11 protein-coding genes are annotated in these 16,287 nt (G+C 72.7%); 6 read left to right on the forward strand and 5 right to left on the reverse strand.

The features are described from left to right. Window positions 1-341: 341 nt before the first annotated feature. Together WMF44_RS24295 and ligA are read left to right on the forward strand one after the other, a co-directional pair. A complete protein-coding gene (locus tag WMF44_RS24295; RefSeq protein WP_231865014.1) occupies window positions 342-827 on the forward strand; it encodes an NUDIX hydrolase in 486 nt (161 codons plus the stop codon). Between the two features lie 13 nt (window positions 828-840). Beyond that, entirely contained in the window at window positions 841-2,871 is a 2,031-nt protein-coding gene (ligA, locus tag WMF44_RS24300) for an NAD-dependent DNA ligase LigA (RefSeq protein WP_437301475.1), read from the forward strand. A gap of 33 nt (window positions 2,872-2,904) precedes the next feature. On the opposite strand, the gene WMF44_RS24305 is transcribed toward ligA, so the two are convergent. Continuing rightward, entirely contained in the window at window positions 2,905-3,909 is a 1,005-nt protein-coding gene (locus WMF44_RS24305; RefSeq protein ID WP_437301476.1) for a DUF2804 domain-containing protein, read from the reverse strand. A 198-nt stretch (window positions 3,910-4,107) separates the two neighbouring features. Between WMF44_RS24305 and pruA the strand changes: the two genes are divergently transcribed. Further along, window positions 4,108-5,748, forward strand: a complete 1,641-nt coding sequence (gene pruA / locus WMF44_RS24310; protein WP_437301477.1) for an L-glutamate gamma-semialdehyde dehydrogenase — start codon at window positions 4,108-4,110, stop codon at window positions 5,746-5,748. A gap of 40 nt (window positions 5,749-5,788) precedes the next feature. Here the strand turns inward: pruA and WMF44_RS24315 are convergent, their stop codons facing one another. Next, on the reverse strand, window positions 5,789-6,064 hold the full coding sequence (locus tag WMF44_RS24315; protein WP_437301478.1) for a hypothetical protein: 276 nt from the start codon (window positions 6,062-6,064) through the stop codon (window positions 5,789-5,791). Window positions 6,065-6,512: 448 nt separating this feature from the next. Here WMF44_RS24315 and WMF44_RS24320 point away from each other — a divergent pair, with 448 nt between their 5' ends. Next, window positions 6,513-8,033: a PPC domain-containing protein gene (locus tag WMF44_RS24320; protein ID WP_437301479.1), complete on the forward strand. Its 1,521-nt coding sequence runs from the start codon at window positions 6,513-6,515 to the stop codon at window positions 8,031-8,033. 188 nt (window positions 8,034-8,221) lie between these two features. Continuing rightward, window positions 8,222-10,369, forward strand: coding sequence for a M3 family metallopeptidase (locus WMF44_RS24325; RefSeq protein ID WP_437301480.1), 2,148 nt, complete (start codon window positions 8,222-8,224; stop codon window positions 10,367-10,369). A gap of 9 nt (window positions 10,370-10,378) precedes the next feature. Here the strand turns inward: WMF44_RS24325 and WMF44_RS24330 are convergent, their stop codons facing one another. Next, window positions 10,379-13,180, reverse strand: a complete 2,802-nt coding sequence (locus WMF44_RS24330; protein ID WP_437301481.1) for a tetratricopeptide repeat protein — start codon at window positions 13,178-13,180, stop codon at window positions 10,379-10,381. A 283-nt stretch (window positions 13,181-13,463) separates the two neighbouring features. On the opposite strand from WMF44_RS24330, the gene WMF44_RS24335 reads away from it, so the two are divergent. Further along, window positions 13,464-13,652, forward strand: coding sequence for a hypothetical protein (locus WMF44_RS24335; protein WP_437301482.1), 189 nt, complete (start codon window positions 13,464-13,466; stop codon window positions 13,650-13,652). Window positions 13,653-13,666: 14 nt separating this feature from the next. Here the strand turns inward: WMF44_RS24335 and WMF44_RS24340 are convergent, their stop codons facing one another. Continuing rightward, entirely contained in the window at window positions 13,667-15,010 is a 1,344-nt protein-coding gene (locus WMF44_RS24340) for a serine/threonine-protein kinase (protein ID WP_437301483.1), read from the reverse strand. Continuing rightward, window positions 15,007-16,230: an FHA domain-containing protein gene (locus tag WMF44_RS24345; protein WP_437301484.1), complete on the reverse strand. Its 1,224-nt coding sequence runs from the start codon at window positions 16,228-16,230 to the stop codon at window positions 15,007-15,009. The genes WMF44_RS24340 and WMF44_RS24345 overlap by 4 nt, the downstream gene beginning before the upstream one ends. Window positions 16,231-16,287 lie beyond the last annotated feature (57 nt).

The raw sequence follows: 16,287 nt of genomic DNA on the forward strand, positions 1-16,287 counted from the left end.
CGGCGATCCCCCCGAGGCGCCCGCGCTGGTGGAGCTGCCCGCCTGAGGGCGCGGCGACGGGAGCCGCTCGTCGGTGCAGCTCGGGAGCGACGCGAGCGCAAGCGCCGCGCCCCAGGCCATCACGCCGCAGAGGACAGCCCAGCCGTACAACCCGACAGGAGCGCGCATCGCCCTCCGCACGATCGCCATGATGGGGACGAGCGTAGCCTGCCTCTCTCCCGCGACCGAGCCTGAGCCGCACGGCGCATGGACGTCCGCAGGATCCGCCGAGGCCGCACGGAACCCTCTCCCGGCGGCGCCCGATCGCTCCTATGCTTTCCCCGCACGCCACAAAAATTCTCATGGAAATCGCTCCCCTGTCGCTGTTGCCGCGCTCCGTGCTCGCCCTCGCCAAGGAGGTCGCCCGCGCGCTGCTCCGGCGACCTGTCGTCGGCATCGCCGCCGCCGCTCAGACCGCCGACGGCCGGTGGCTGCTCGTTCGCCGCAGCGACACCGGAACCTGGGCGCTCCCGGGAGGCACCCTGGAATGGGGTGAGACGCTCCGCGACAGCATCGTGCGGGAGCTCGCCGAGGAGGCCGGCGTCACCGAGGTCGAGCTCGGGCGGGTCGTGGGCGTGTACTCGCGGCCCGATCGCGACATCCGCTTCCACGCCGTGACGGTCGTCGTCACCGCCCGGATCGCCGCGCCGACGCGCCCTCCGCAGAACCCGCTCGAGATCCGCGAGGCCAGGCTGTTCCGGGAAGACGAGCTCCCGTCCGAGCTCGCGATGGACATGGGGGATCTCTTCGCCGCCGCCCGGCGCGCCGGCGACACGGAGCTCGAGTGAGCCGAGGCAAGCGATGACGCAGGCACACCACGACGACGCCGGAGCGCGCAACCCGCTGCAGGGCGGGCTCGCGACGGATCCGAAGCACAAGGCGAGGATCGAGGAGCTCGCCGAGCGCATCGAGAAATACAGGGCGAGCTACTACGCTGGGCACCCCGAGATCTCGGACGCGGCGTTCGACGCCCTCGAGGACGAGCTCCGCGCCCTCGATCCGGCGCACCCGGTGCTCGCCCGGGTCGGCTCGGCCTCCCTGATCACCGAGTGGGAGAAGGCGCGGCACGAGATCCCGATGGGCTCGCTCAACAAGGTCGTCTCCGAGGACGAGCTCCTGGCCTGGGTCGCCCGGTGCGACGAGATCCTCGTGAAGGACGGGCACGGCGACGGCGGCACGGGCGCCGCGCCGCAGGCGCCGGGATCCACCTCGAGCGTCGCGGGTGACCTCTTCGTGGCGGAGAAGCTCGACGGCATCTCCATCGAGGTCATCTACAAGGGCGGCAAGCTCGTCGACGCCATCACCCGCGGCGACGGCGAGTGGGGCGAGCGGATCACCGCGAACGTCGCGCGGATGAAGGGGATCCCCTCGCGGATCCGGGAGAAGGGCCGGCTGTCCGTGCGCGGAGAGATCATCCTTCGCCTCTCCGACATGAAGCGCCACTTCCCCGGCGTCACCAGCCCGCGCAACATGGCGGCGGGCGCGGCCAAGCGGTTCGACGGCCAGGGGGCGGAGCACTGCACCGTGCTCTTCTACGATGTCGCCGATCATCTCGAGATCCCGACGTGCCGGGCGCGCTTCGCCTGGCTGCGCGAGCTCGGCTTCGCGACGCCGCAGACCGCGCACGGCAGCGTCGAGGACGTCGTGAAGCTCTACCGGCGCTACTCGAGCGAGCTCCGCGCAGGCCTCGACTACGAGATCGACGGGCTCGTCGTCTATGTGGACTCGCTCCACGTCCAGGGCCTGCTCGGCGACGTCAACCGCCGGCCGCGCGGCGCGGTCGCCTTCAAATTCGCGTCGCCCGCCAAGGTGACGACGGTCGTGGCGATCCAGTGGGACACCGGGCCGAGCGGCCGGGTCACCCCCGTGGCGATCGTCGAGCCGGTGGAGCTCGCCGGCGCCAACGTCCGGCGCGCGTCCCTGCACAACTCGGCCAACGTGCGGAGCCTCGGCATCGGCGTGGGCGACGAGGTGCTGGTCTCGCGCCGCAACGACGTGATCCCGTACGTCGAGGAGGTCGTCGAGAAGCGCGGCCCCGCCGCCGTCCCTCCGTCGGTCTGTCCGGTCTGCAGCGCGCCGCTCGTCGTCGAGGGAGAGTACCTCCTCTGCCGGAACGCCGCGTGCCGCGCCCTCATCGAGGGGCGCATCCACAACTGGATCGACGCCATCGGCGCGCTGGAGTGGGGCGACAAGCTGATCGAGCAGGTGGTGGCCGCGGGCCTCGTGCGAGAGCCGCTCGACCTCTACAAGCTCACGGTCAAGAACATCGCCGACCTCGATCGGCGCGGCGAGAAGAGCGCAACGAAGTGCCTGGAGCAGCTGAAGAGCCGCCTCCCGCTCGCGCTGCCGGTGTTCCTCGCGGCGCTCGGCATCGAGGGGTTCGCGATCCAGACGGCGCGGCTGCTCGTGTCGGCGGGGTACACGACGATCGAGAAGCTGCTCGCCGCCGGCGAGGACGAGCTCGCCGGCATCCCGGGCCTCGGCGCGATCAAGGCCGCGAGCATCGTCCGAGGGCTGCGCGCCCGCAGCGACGAGATCGGGCGGCTGCTCGCCGCCGGCATCGTCCCGGTCGCGCCCGAGGCCGAAGGCCCGCTCGCCGGGCTGACGTTCTGCTTCACCGGCGCGGGCGCGCGTCCCCGCGGCGAGCTCACCCACCTCGTCGAGTCGAACGGCGGCCGGGTGCTGAACAGCGTCACGAAGGAGCTCAACTACCTCGTCATCGCCGACGTGGCGTCCACGTCGAGCAAGGCGGTGAAGGCGCGCAAGTACGGTACGAAGCTCATCACCGAGGACGATCTGGACAGGCTCATCGCCGAGCGCCGCGGCGGCTGACCGAGGCGAGCCGCGGCCTCGACCCGCCGGCCCCTACCAGGTGATGTCCTGGTCCTCCGTGACGCCGAGGACGTCCCGGAGCTCGAGGAGCCGCCCGTCCGGGAGGCGGATCGTGCCCGAGTAGAGGCCGATCGGCTGCATGAACTCCGACGCGAGCAGGCCGAGGTTCGTGTGGTTCGAGTGCGCCGCGCCGGGGACGAAGCATAGATCCACGGCGCCGTCCGCGGTCCGGACGCGCCACGGATCGAGCGGCCGCGCCGCGTCGAAGGTGAACCGGCCCTCCGCGAGCGGGATGAGCTCGCCGTCGATCCAGATCGCGCACTCGGCGTCGCCGACGAAGCCTTCGCCGAGGTTCAGGCCGACGCGCTCGCCGCTCTCCGCGCGCCCGAGCGCGAGGGCCCAGCGCCAGGTCGTGCGGCGCCGCAGGAGGCCGCCCGTGTAGTCGTAGCTGGCGATCGCTCCGTCGAGCGAGATGCGGCGACCGAGCACCGACGCCTCGCCTTCGACGCCGAGGAGCAGGCGCTTCTCGGTGGTGATCAGGAAGCCATCCGAGGCCTGCGCGATCGCCGAGAGCGCCGGCGGCGCCGCGCGGCTGTCGAGCCGCGCCTCGAGCTCGACGCCGCGGAGCGCGGCGGTCAGCGCGGTCGTCGCGTCCGTGCGCGGCCGCTCGATCCGGACGCGCGCGCGGGGGAGCCACGCCCGCGAGGAGCGGCCTTCGCCGCCCGCGTCGCCCACGCTCGCCGCGAAGGGCGGCCCGAACGCCGCGCGGTCCACGAGCAGCCGCCGGCCTGCCTTGTCGAAGACGACGCTGAACGCGATCGACAGATAGCCGAGGTGCACGACCGCGACGGCGATGAAGATCTCGTCGGACGCGATCGCCACGTAGACCCATCGCTTGTGCTTGAGCAGCCGATCGAGCCTGCGCGGCGCGAGGAGCGCCGGGTCGACGCGCGGGAGATCGCCCCGGTACGACCCGACGCGCGCCGCTCCCGTGCTCGGGTCGAGGATCGCATCGGGCGGCGTGATGAGCTCGCGCATCCGACGAGAGTAGCGGCGACGTGGTCGCTGCCCAAGGCGAGCGACGCCGGAAACCTGGCATCGCTGGAGTCGTGCGAATCGCGTGATATCGCGTGATTGCACCGAGCTCTCTCCTCTGCGGCCATCTGGCTCACGCCGCTGCGGAGAGCAGCGGCGCCGGAGCCTGCGCGCCCTCGGCTCCGCCGCTAGACTCGCGTCATGATCGACGCCATCGCCACGCCCCCGAGCCCTCAGAACGAGCCCGTCCTCACGTACGCGCCTGGCAGCCCCGAGCGCGCGGCCCTCAAGGCGGAGCTCGACCGCCGGGCGCGGGAGACGATCGAGATCCCGATGGTCATCGACGGGGAGGCGATCCGGACCGGCGCGCTCGACGACGTCCGCGCGCCGCACCGGCGCGACCTCCTCCTCGCCCGCGCCCATCAAGGCGGCGCCGAGCACGTCGCGCGCGCGATCGAGGCCGCCCGGCGGGCGCACCCGGCCTGGTCGAGGACGCCGTGGACCGAGCGCGCCGCCGTGTTCCTCAAGGCGGCCGAGCTGCTCGCGACCCGGTACCGCCCCACGCTCAACGCGGCGACGATGCTCGGGCAGAGCAAGACGGCGTACCAGGCGGAGATCGACTCGGCCTGCGAGCTCATCGACTTCTTCCGCTACAACGTCCACTTCGCGCACCGGATCGCGGCGGAGCAGCCGGCGAGCGCGCCCGGCATCTGGAACCTCGCGGAGCCTCGCCCGCTGGAGGGCTTCGTCTTCGCGGCGACGCCGTTCAACTTCACCGCGATCGCCGGCAACCTGTGCGCGGCCCCGGCGCTGATGGGCAACACGGTGGTCTGGAAGCCGTCCGCGAACGCGCTGTACTCCGCGCACTTCGTGATGGAGCTGTTGATCGAGGCGGGCCTCCCGCGCGGCGTCATCAACCTCGTCATGGGCCCGCCCGAGCTCGTCTCGAACGCGTGCCTCGATCATCCGGACTTCGCCGGCATCCACTTCACCGGCTCGACCGCGGTCTTCCAGTCGATCTGGCGCCGCATCGGGGAGAACATCGGGCGCTACCGCAGCTACCCGCGGATCGTGGGCGAGACCGGCGGGAAGGACTTCGTCTTCGCGCACGCGAGCGCCGACGTCGACGCGCTCGCCGTGGCGCTCGTCCGGGGCGCCTACGAATTCCAGGGGCAGAAGTGCTCGGCCGCGTCGCGCGCGTACATCCCCCGCTCGCTCTGGCCGGCCCTCAAGGACCGGCTCGTGGGCCACATCCGGGCGATCCGCGTGGGGGACGTCGCCGACTTCCGCAACTTCATGGGCGCGGTGATCGACGAGCGCGCGCACGCCCGGCTCACGGGGCGGATCGCCGCGGCGAAGTCGGACGCGGCGTGCTCGATCGTGTGCGGCGGCGGCGCGCGCGCGCACGACGGGAGCGACGGCTGGTTCGTGGAGCCGACGCTGATCGAGACAACGGATCCGCGCCACCCGCTGATGGCGGAGGAGCTGTTCGGGCCGGTGCTCACGGTCTGGGTCTACCCCGACGGCGAGGAGCACAGGGCGCTCGCGCTCTGCGACGAGACGTCGCCGTATGGCCTGACCGGCGCCGTGTTCGCGCGGGATCGGGCGTTCATCGAGGCGGCGAGCGACGCGCTCCGCTTCGCCGCGGGCAATTTCTACATCAACGACAAGCCGACCGGCGCCGTCGTCGGGCAGCAGCCGTTCGGCGGCGCGCGCGCCTCCGGCACGAACGACAAGGCGGGCAGCCTGTTCAACCTGCTCCGCTGGGTCTCCCCGCGGGTCGTGAAGGAGACGTTCGCCCCGCCGCGCGCGGTCGCCTATCCGTTCATGGCGGCCGAGTAGCCAGCGCGCCCCGCGCCGGAGACACGGCGGGCCTCGTCGCTCAATCCTCCGGCGAGTAGTCGCAGACGCCACCCGCGAGATCGGCGCAGGACCGGTCCTCTTCCTCGTAACACTCGGCCGTGCGCTCGATGGCCGTGGCATAGGACGCGCGGTCGGACAGCTCGAGGCACAGCGCGACGCACGTGTCCTTTCCAGGGCTGTCGGTCTGGCACTCGGCGTTCTTGGTGCAGACCACCTCGCACGCGTCGATGTCCGACGAGCATCCAGGGGTGGGAGCGAGGAGCAGCAGGGCCAGGAGGAGCGCGGGACGGGGCATGGCGAAAGTTCCAGCGGCCATCGGAGCACGCGGCCGAGCCGGCGGCGAGAGGCGAGCAGGGGGCGGCCGCGCGTCGCCGGCTCGCCCCTGCCCCGGATCCCCCTGCTGGAAGCGCGCGCCGCCGGAGGCGAATCGAGCTCGTGAGCCCACCGGCGAACTCCGTGTTCCGCCCGAGTCGTCAAGCGCACCAACGGAGATCGGATTTCTTCTCAGGGTGTCAGGCCCGGCTCCATCGCCATCCGACCCGCCATGCACCGAGCTCTACAGGCCGATCCGTCATACCGGCGATTCGGTTGTGGAGCAGCCCCCGGCCGTTACGTATGCTCCAGATCTCCGCCCGTCAAAAGCGTGCGTTCCCATGGCGCGCAGGACGAGCAGAAGCGTAGGTGTATATTTCCCACGCCGCTACACCAGGAGTCGCTGTGGGATAGCAAACGTTGGAGGTGCCATGAAGTCGATGCATTTTCTGGGTTTCTTCGTGCTCGGCACGATCGCGGCGGCCGCCGCAGGCTGCGGCGGAGACAACGACGGCGAGGGAGGCGGCGGCGGCGAGGGAGGAGCCGGGAGCAGCACCACGACGTCCTCCGCGACCACCGGCCCCACCGCCGGCAGCACCTCCACGGGCTCAGGCGAGGTGGACGACGGGAACGACAGCCCCGAAGAAGCAGAGCCGATCCAATCCGAGGACGGTTGGCTCGAGGGGACGCTCGAGCCGCTGGACGAGGACGCTGACTACTACAGCTTCACCGGAGCCAAGGGGCAGCCGGTGTACATCCTGAGCGACGCGAGGCCGCCGGATGACGAGAGGGATCCGACATACCCGGATACCGTCCTCACGCTGCTCGACGCCGACGGGAACCAGCTCGCGCAGAACGACGACCCGGCCCGGGGCTTCACCAATGACAGCGAGCTGCTCACCGTCCTGCCAGCAGACGGCGAGTACTTCATCGTCGTCCAGGATTGCAACGCCGCCTTCCCGCAGTTCGCCTTCCCGAACGGCTGCTTCGACCCCGCCGAGGTCGTGAGCTTCGACTACGGGGTGGCGCTCCTTCCGCTCGATGTGGCGGAGAGCGAAACTGACAGCCTCATCAGTGAGGCCGAGCCCAACAATGACGCCGAGCACGCCGTGCAGCTGCATTATGAGCTGAACAACGACGAGTCGGGGTACTTCACCACCTTCGCGTTCGGCAATTTCGAGAGCGCGACCGACGTCGACGTGTATTCGTTCACCCCGCCGGAGACCCCCGCGGTCGACAACGTCATCCTCGCCCAGCTGATCGCCGACCAGCCGACAGGGATCGAGGGCAACGGGTCGACGGTGAAGGTCAGCGAGATCGCCGTGTTCGCTTCGACCGATCTGACCAACGCGTACGCGAAGGTGGACCCGACGAACGGCGGCGATATCACCCTCCCGGTGGAAGCCGGGCAAGAGTACCTCGTCTTCGTCAAGCGCCCTGCGGGAGAGGTAGGAAAGAACGACTTCTACATCCTGCTGCACAACCGCATGAGCTCCGATCCCCTCGAGGCCGAGGAGGAGACCAACGGTGTCGTGGAGACGCCGGAAGGCGGCCTGGTCTCCTTCCCCAACGGGGGAGGCGGCGTCAGCTACGCGATCGAGGGCCAGCTCGCCGACGGAGAGACCGCCGACGTCGACATCTATGCGGTCCCCCTCGAGGACGTGGAAGAGGGCTGGACGTTCTCGGTCGTCTGCGAGGCGCAGCGCAACGGGTCCGGGGTCCGCGAGCTCAGCGCCGAGGTGCTGAACGGAGACGGCACATCGATCGACGCCGCCACCTACTCGGCCACGGAGACCGAGGACGAAGACCTGTACGTCGAGCGGGTCGCGATCCCGGAGGCCCCTGCGGACAACCGGCTGCTCGTCAGGGTATCGGCCGGGACGCCCGCCGCCGACGTGACGAGCCGAGGATACAACTGCCTCTTCGCCTACCTGCCGCCGGAGACCGAGTGAGGCTCTGAAGCACCTCATGGCGTGAGCGCCCGTCCCCCGGGCGCTCGCCGCCGGGTGCGCCAGAGCACGCGACGCCGGACCGCGCTCGAAGGCCGGCACCGCGCGCGTCGTCGTCGGCACACCGGGCGCGCCGATCGCCGGCGGCTCTCCCCGGGCCTCCCCGCTCCCCGTGGTATAGCCCGACCGACATGAAGGTCGGCACCACACCCGCGCGCTCAGGGCTCCTCTCACTTCTCCTGCTCGTCGCCTGCAACGCTGGCACCCGGACCGGTGGGGTCTCCTCGCCGGCCACGGCCGGCAGCGCCTCGCCGCAGGGCCCGACGTCGACGCCGGCGACGACCGCGCCGTCCGAGACGCCGCCGCGCGCCGAGTTCGATCCCGTGGCGCAGGGGCTCACCGTGGAGGGCGTGAAGCAGCTCTGCGACGAGCACCTGCGCGCCGCGGAGGGGCACCTCGACGCGATCAGGGCGCTCCGAGGCGCGCCGCCGGAGAAGCTCACCTACGCCGCGACGCTCGGGCGGTTCGACGACGCCACGCTCGAGGTGAACAGCGCGGGCGAGTTCCCGTACCTGATGGGGGTCGCCCACCCGGACGCGGCGGTGCGAGAGGCCGCGAGGCTCTGCGAGCCGAAGGTCGACAGGTTCACGACCGCGATGTGGCTGGACGCCGATCTCGCCGCCGTCATCGGGGCGTACGCCGCGAAAGGCGACGCGCGCGAGGCGTTGAGCGGTGAGCGCGCACGGCTGCTCTCCGACGTCCTCCGCGACTTCCGCCGCAACGGGCTGTCGCTGCCGGTAGACCGACAGCAGCGCCTCCGCGACGTGAACGAGCAGATCACCCGCATCGGGCAGGAGTTCATGTCGAACCTGTCCGCGTCGACCGCATCGATCGAGATCGCGCCCGCCTCCCTCCAGGGGCTGCCCAAGGAGTACGTGGCGAAGCACGCGCCCAAGGCGAACGGCAAGGTCGAGATCACCACCGACTACCCTGACTTCTTCCCGTTCGTCACCTACGCCAAGGACCGCAAGGCCGCGCTCGCCCTCTACGTCCTGTTCACCAACCGCGGCGGCGAGAAGAACGTGAAGCTGCTCGATCGCCTCCTCGCGCTCCGCTCCGAGAAGGCGAAGATGCTCGGCTACAAGAGCTGGGCGGACTACGCCATCGAGCCGCGGATGGCCAAGACGAGCGGCGCCGTGCGCGGCTTCCTCGACCAGGTCAGGACCGCGCTGAAAGAGCCCGCCAAGGCCGAGTTCGCCGCGCTGATGAAGGAGCACGTGCGGCTCGGAGGCAAGCCGACCGACAGGCTCCCCCCCTCCGATCGCTACTTCCTCGAGGATCGGGTCCGCGCGTCCACCTACCAGTTCGATTCGCAGGCGCTCTCGGATTACCTCGAGCTCGGCGCGGTGAAGCAGGGGCTCATGGACATCACCGCGAAGATGTACGCCCTCGAGTACAAGGAGGTCCCCGCGAAGGCGTGGCACCCCGACGTGACCGCGTACGAGGTGCGCTCCGAGGGCAAGCTGATCGGCAAGTTCTACCTCGACCTGTACAGCAGGCCCGACAAGTACAAACACGCGGCGATGTTCACCGTGCGGACGGCGAAGCTGCTCGACGACGGGTCGTGGCAGAGCCCCGTCGCGGCGCTCGAGTGCAACTTCCCGAAGCCGGGGGCGCAGCCGGCGCTGATGTCCCACGAGGACGTGGTGACGTTCTTCCACGAGTTCGGGCACGTGCTGCACCACCTCCTGACGCGCTCGGAGCTGGCCTCCTATTCAGGGACCGCGACGGTGCGCGACTTCGTCGAGGCGCCGAGCCAGATGTTCGAGGAGTGGGCGTGGTCGCGCGAGGTGCTCGATCTGTTCGCGAAGCACCACGCGACCGGCGAGAAGATCCCGGACGCCCTCTTCCAGGCGATGACCCGCGCGCGAGGCTTCGGCCGAGCGCTCGCGACGCAGCGGCAGCTCACGCTCGCGTCGATCGATCTGGAGCTCCACACCCGCGATCCGGGCTTCGACGCGACCGTGGTCGTGGAGCAGGCGCAGCGCGCGAACGAGTCCTTCGCCTTTGTGAAGGGGACGCACCTGCAGTCGAGCTTCGGGCACCTCATCACCTACGACGCGGGCTACTACGGCTACCAGTGGGCGCTGTCGCTCTCGCGCGACGTGCTCACCCGCTTCAAGCAGGAAGGCCTGCTGAACCCCGCCGTCGCGCGCGCGTTCCGCGACGAGGTGCTCGCGAAGGGCGGCGGCGTCGATGCGGGAGCGCTCGTCACCCGCTTCCTCGGCCGCCCGCCGAGCCACGACGCGTACCTCGCCTACCTCCAGGGCAAGGAGTGAACGGCAGCTTCAGGGCTCGATCGCGACGCCGAGCTCCTCGCGCAAGGCGTGGTAGGCGTCCGAGACCGTGAACGACAGGAGATCGCCGATCTTCTCCTCGGGCGTCAGAACGCCCGGCGCGTCTCCCCGCGAGAGCGACGACGCCGCCACCGAGAGATCGCCGGTCAGCAGATAGCCGACCCGGGCAGCGCACCGCTCGACCGATCCCACCCAGTGCGCGAGATCGAGCGGCGCGCGGATCTCGTAGAGCTCGAACACCGCGGCCTCCAGGGCGTCACGCTCGCTCTCCGTCAGGTGCTCGTCGAGGAGGGGCACCAGCGCGAGCACCGCGCCCTCGAGGTCGGCGGGGACGAGCTCCGACGGCCGCGCCACCTTCACCGCTGCGGCAAGACAGACGCCGAGCTCCTCGAGCGACGGGAAATGGAGCAGCAGCCGGTGCGGGCCGACGTGGTACGCGACGTGGCTGCCCACCAGGAACGCGAGCTCGGCCGCCGTCCTCCCGCGGAGCGCCTCGCCGCCGACGAGCACGCTCGACTCCTCGACCGCCACCGAGGCGACCGCGATCGGCGCGTCCTTGCGGAGGTAGACCGCCGGCGCGGCGATCCCGAGACACCGGCTCGCCCACGAGAACAGGCGGACCACGCCCGCCGCGTTCCGCTCCGCGTCGGCGCGCGCGGCCGGATCGAGCTGGGGAACCCGCTTCTCCCGCACGCGCTGGGCGAACCGCGCGCGGATCGCGGCGCCTGCGACCGACGCGAGGACCTCCTCGAGCGCGCGATCGCGATCGCCCGCGCGCAGGAGGTCCCACGTCGCGGCGCTCAGCCCGCGCGCAGGCTGGACGAGGCCCGCCGGGCGGTGCTCCTCGAAGATGAAGCGCTCCCGCGCCTCGGCCGCGCCGAGGTAGACAGCCACGCTCGCCGCGGACCACGCCTGGTCGACCCGCCTCAGCTTCTGGAACGTGTCGAACAGGTCGTGAAACACCTGGACGTTGCCGGGATCGAGCACCGCCGCGGCCTGGAGGTGCGCGGCGGCGCGCTCGAGCCGGCCGGCGGTCCGCGCGAGCGACGCCGCGCTGAGCCGCCCCGGGACGTCGTCCGGTCGCTCGTCCACCGCGCCCTCGAACGCCTCCAGCGCGGAGCTGGGATCCTCGAGGTGATCGCGGAAGAGCATGCCGAGGCGGCGGCAGAGCTCCCAGGTGACGTCGCTCCGGACGCGCAGGTCGGCGATGCGCTGCGCCCGATCGAGCATCCGCCGGTACGCGAGCTCGAGCTCGCCCCATTCCTGCCGCGCCGAGAGGAGGATCGCGATGAGGGAGAGCGGATCGAGGAACGTGGGATCTGCGTCCAGCGCGCGCTCGAGCAGCTCGATCCCGTCCCGCTCCCGCGTGACCTCGGTCAAGGTCGCGCGGGCCTCGCCCTGCATCGCGGCGCGCGCGAGCTCCAGGAGCGCGACCGCCCGCTCCCTGGGCTCCTCCATCCGCTCGATGAGGCAGCGGCGCGCCTCGATCGACGCCTCTACGTCGCCCGCGGCCTCGTAGAGCCGGCCCAGGTCGCGCAGGACCGCGGGGTCGTCGGGGCGGAGCTCCCGCGCCCGCTCGAGGAGCTCCAGCGCGCGCGCCGGCTCCCCGGCGATGCTCTCCCAGCGCTCTGCGGACTGGACGAGGAGCCCGAAGCGATCGCCGTCCCCCTCGACGCGCGTGAGCAGCCGCTCCTCCGCGATGCGCAGCCGGACGAAATCGCGCGCGGCGAGGTGGAGCTCGACCAGGGCCTCGAGCGCGGGCCGGTGCTCCGGCGCGAGCGCGAGCGCCTTGTCGAAGCTCTCGATCGCCTCGCGGTGCCGCTCCTGGCGCCATCTGGTCTGGGCGATGCGCAGGTGCACCTCCGCGCGGGCGTCCCGGTGCGCGACGCCGACGAGCGCGAGCGCCTTCTTGTACGCCGTGAGCGCGCCGTCCAGATCCGCGGCTGCGGCGAGCATGTCGCCAGCCGCGAGGTACTGCGCGACCGGATCGTCCGGCGCCGGCGCCGGCGTGGTGGCGGCGTCCCGCTCGTCCGCGACGACCAGCTGCGCTGCGTCGGGCCTCTCCGCCGGGCGCGCGCCCGGGGCGCCGCCGCGCGGGACGAGCACCGAGAAGGAGCCCCGCCCGCCCGTCCGCGCGAAGCACGGGATGGCGCTGGCGAGCTCGGCGTTCCCCTCCACGCGGCGGATGATCGCCTCCGCGGTGAGGCCGCGCTCCGGCTCGGCCTCGTCGAGGTGCTCGACGAAGGCGCGGGTGAGCACCGACGGCAGATCCGCGTCGAGCGAGCCGATCGGGTGGGCCGCGACGAGGAGCTCGACCCCCGTCACGGAAGACGCCACCGCCTGCTCCGCGGCGGCGACGACGGCGCGCGAGGTCGCCCCGGGGCCGTGATGGCACTCGAGGACGAAGAGCACCTCGCCGCGCGCGCGATCGCGGAACACCGCGGCGATGTCGCTCAGCGCGTCACCCAGGCCGGGGTTCTCGGGGTCGAGGCAGAGGAAGAGCTCCCCGTCCGGCGACAGCGCGACCGCGCTTGAGGCGTAGAAGAGGAACAGGGTGGACGCATCGTCGCGCGCGGCGTCCTCCGCGTCGACCAGCGTCCTCCGCGTCGCGACGACCTCGTCGAACAGCGCGTCGAGCTGCTCCGCGAGATCCCGGGCGGGATCGACGTCGATCACCCGGAAGCCCGCGTCGTCCAGCGAGAGGCGGGCCCGGATGAGATCTCCGTCGAGCGAGCCGGGCGCCGGCCGCTGATCGCGGTGCAAGCTGGGCGTGGCGACGATGGCCAAGCGCATCAGGGCGCCCTCTTCTCGTTGCGTACGCGCATGCAGGCGAGCAATCTACCCAGGGCCGCGCCCGAAGCGAAGCGGGTTGCCACGCTGCGCCGCACCACGGCGCAGCGTGAGGTCCCCCGCACGAGAGATCAGCCGGCAGAGAACAGGCATGAGCGAAGGCAGGCGTCGTTGGTGGACGGAAGCACCCCGAAGCGCACGAGCAGCTCGCGCCGCGTCAGCCGCGTCGGCTGCGTCAGCTGCGTCAATTGCGCTCGCGGTCGCCCTCGCGTCCGGCTGCGGGGGCGTGTGCGATGAGGCGACGGAGCACACCGAGGAGTGCGGCTTCCACGGCGGCGGCATCTCCGCCGAGGCGTCGTGCGACGGCCGCGTCCGGTGCGCGTCGGCGTGCGCGGCGGAGGCTCCCTGCGGCGCGTTCGACGGCACCGACGCGGCCGCGCTCGATCGGTACCAGCGCTGCCTCGAAGCTTGCTGAGCCCGCCGCGGCGCTCAGCGGGCGGCCCGGACGAGCGCGGCGCCGTCCGGCGGCCGGTCCTCGTCCGGGCCGAGACACAGCAGCGACAGCTCCTTCCAGGGAGCGAGCCCCTCGCCGCCGAGCGGCTCGAGGTGGACGAGGACGTCCTCGAGCACGCGGCCGAAGCCGTAGACGTCATCGCGCGGATCGCTCGCCCGCCCGGCGAGCCGCTCCGGTGAGACGTAGCCTGGGCTGCCGCCGGCGGACGGCGCGCCGCGCGGCCTGGCCAGCCCGAAGTCGGTGAGCACGGGCTCGCCGAGGTTGCGCAGGAGCACGTTCGCCGGCTTCACGTCCGCGTGGACGTAGCCGCGCTCATGGATCCGGGCGAGCGCGCGCGCGAGCGGACGCGCCCACCGCGCGATCGGCGCGAGCGCCGCCGCGTCGCCGGCGCGGAGCACGTCTCTCACCGACCCCCGCGCGATCCACTCGAGCGCGATCCACCCCTCCTCGGGGTCCGCGTCGAAGACCCGCACGACGCCGGGGCCCCCGAGCGCCGCGGCGAGCCGCACCTCGCGGGTGAGGTGCGCCCGGTCGCCGCCCCGCCCGTGGTAGACCTTGAACCCGATGCGCCGGCCGAGCACCTCGTCCTCGGCCTCGTACACCGCGCCGGCGCCGCCGCGCGCCACCTCCCGGAGCAGGCGGAACGGGCTCTTGCCCGCCGAGGGCGCCACCACGGTCGCGTCGTCCAGGCGGGCGACCGCGGCGGGCCGATCCGCGCCGAGCGCCGCCCGCCAGCGCTGGTGGCGCTCGCGCGCGCCCGGCGCGCCGATCTCCCGGACGAGCACGCGCTCGATCGCGCCGACCGCGCGCGGGAGCTGCCCCAGCGAGGCGTAGAGATCGGCCGCGAGGACGAGGCCTTCGGTCGAGGACACCGGCTGCGCGCGCGACGCGCCCCCGCGCTCGCGCGACGCGGCGCCCTCCAGGACGGCGAGTGCGCCCTGCTCGTCGCCCCGGGCCGCGAGCAGATCCGCGCAGGCCACGCGGATCGGATCGGGCAGCACCCGCTCCTCCATCGCCGCGACGAGGTGCGCCACGGCCTCGGCCTCCCGGAGCGTCCCGCGCGCCCGCCGGAGCACGGCGATGACCTCGTCCGTCGAGGGCCCCTCCCGCGTGCCGGCGCTCCGCAGGCGCGCGATGTCGTCGCTTCCTCCTTCGCGCGACGCGCGCGCGTGCGCCTGCGGCCGCTCCGCTCGCGCAGGATGCGCGCTGCCCCCGACGTCTGCCCCGCCCGGCCCGGCGCCGCCGCGCGCGTCCGCCGGAGCACCGCCGTCCGCCGCGGCGCCGCCGAGGCGCTCCTTGAGCCGCCGCCACAGGCTCACGCCGCGCCGCCCTCGGCGCCGCCGCGCCGGATCGACGGAGCCTCGCCCGCGGGGGGTAGCCGGAAGACCGCCGTCCCCCCGCGCGCCGAGGCGATCGCGTCGCCCGCGCAGAGCTCGACCGACGGCGCGAGCTGGTAGTCGCCGAGGAACGGCGGCGGCGCCCCCGGCGGCGTCTTCAGCGCGACGAACGCCGAGGCCCCCGCCCGATCGACGCGGATCCGCCAGGGGCCGACCGGCAGATCGCCGAGCGGCGCCGTGAAGCGATCGCCCGCGATCTCCACCACGCACCCCTCCCCGGTCCGCGGCGTGATCGCGCACGGCACCTCCCCGCCCAGCAGGAGCTGCACGCCGCGGCCGACGGGCAGCGGCCCCGTGAGCCGCGCGCCCGCCAGCGTCGTGCCGTTGCGCGTCCCGAGATCCTCGACCTCGACGCCGGACGGGCCGCGCCGGATCCTCACGTGCGTCCTGCTGACGGCGCGGGACGCGACGACGATGGTCGCCTCGCCGCGGCCGATCGTGACCTCGTCGCCGAGCGCGCACCGCAGGAGCGCGCCGCCGAGCTCGAGCGACAGGATCGGCCCCGAGAGGAGCCGCGCGCGGATCGCGCGCAGGGCGTCGGCCACCTGCTCGCCGCCGCGGTTCCCCGCGATCCAGGCCTCGGCCACCGCGATCGCCTCGCGGCGCTCCGCCATCCGGTCGAGATCCGCGATCGACCGCAGGACGGCGGCGAGCTCTCGCTGGTCCCTCTCGACGGTCATCGCGGAGCGGAGCCGCTCCTCGAGCCGCTCGATCGCGCCCGCCGCGGCCAGCACCCGCGTCTCCGACTCGGTGTCGCCCACCAGGGCGTACGCGTCGGCCGCGCGCTCGAGCTCGCCCGCCTCCTCGAGATCGCGCGCGACGGCCAGCGCCTCGCTCCGCATCACGCTCGCGCCCCGCGCGCGCACCAGATCGAACGCGAGCAGCGCCTTGCGCCCGAGCGCCGAGCGCTTGAGCTCCGGGCTCTCTGCCATGCGGGACGCCGACGCGCAGAAGGCGATCCGCTTCTCGACGCTGCGCTCGGCGTCCGCCCGGAGGAGCAGGACCCGGGCCGCGTCGTCCGGCATCCCGGCGTCGAGGTACAGCTCGACCGCCCCCGCGAGATCGCCGGCGAGCTCCTTGGCCTCGGCCGCCCTGCGTCGGCTGTCCCCCCGCCTGAGCCCGAACCGTTCAAAGAGACTCACGCAGCGCCATCCTCGCCACCGTCCGACATCCTACCCTTGATGCGCGCCGGCCCCAAC

It is taken from the genome of Sorangium sp. So ce426 (genome assembly GCF_051475585.1).
Taxonomy (GTDB): Bacteria; Myxococcota_A; Polyangia; order Polyangiales; family Polyangiaceae; genus Sorangium; species Sorangium cellulosum_B.

What these genes read in the sequence shown, in the direction of transcription:
- WMF44_RS24325 (WP_437301480.1), top strand. Translation starts at nt 8,222, where the DNA reads ATGAAGGTCGGCACCACACCCGCGCGCTCAGGGCTCCTCTCACTTCTC.
- ligA (WP_437301475.1), top strand. Translation starts at nt 841, where the DNA reads ATGACGCAGGCACACCACGACGACGCCGGAGCGCGCAACCCGCTGCAG.
- WMF44_RS24305 (WP_437301476.1), bottom strand. Translation starts at nt 3,909, where the DNA reads ATGCGCGAGCTCATCACGCCGCCCGATGCGATCCTCGACCCGAGCACG.
- WMF44_RS24330 (WP_437301481.1), bottom strand. Translation starts at nt 13,180, where the DNA reads ATGCGCTTGGCCATCGTCGCCACGCCCAGCTTGCACCGCGATCAGCGG.
- pruA (WP_437301477.1), top strand. Translation starts at nt 4,108, where the DNA reads ATGATCGACGCCATCGCCACGCCCCCGAGCCCTCAGAACGAGCCCGTC.
- WMF44_RS24315 (WP_437301478.1), bottom strand. Translation starts at nt 6,064, where the DNA reads ATGCCCCGTCCCGCGCTCCTCCTGGCCCTGCTGCTCCTCGCTCCCACC.
- WMF44_RS24295 (WP_231865014.1), top strand. Translation starts at nt 342, where the DNA reads ATGGAAATCGCTCCCCTGTCGCTGTTGCCGCGCTCCGTGCTCGCCCTC.
- WMF44_RS24320 (WP_437301479.1), top strand. Translation starts at nt 6,513, where the DNA reads ATGAAGTCGATGCATTTTCTGGGTTTCTTCGTGCTCGGCACGATCGCG.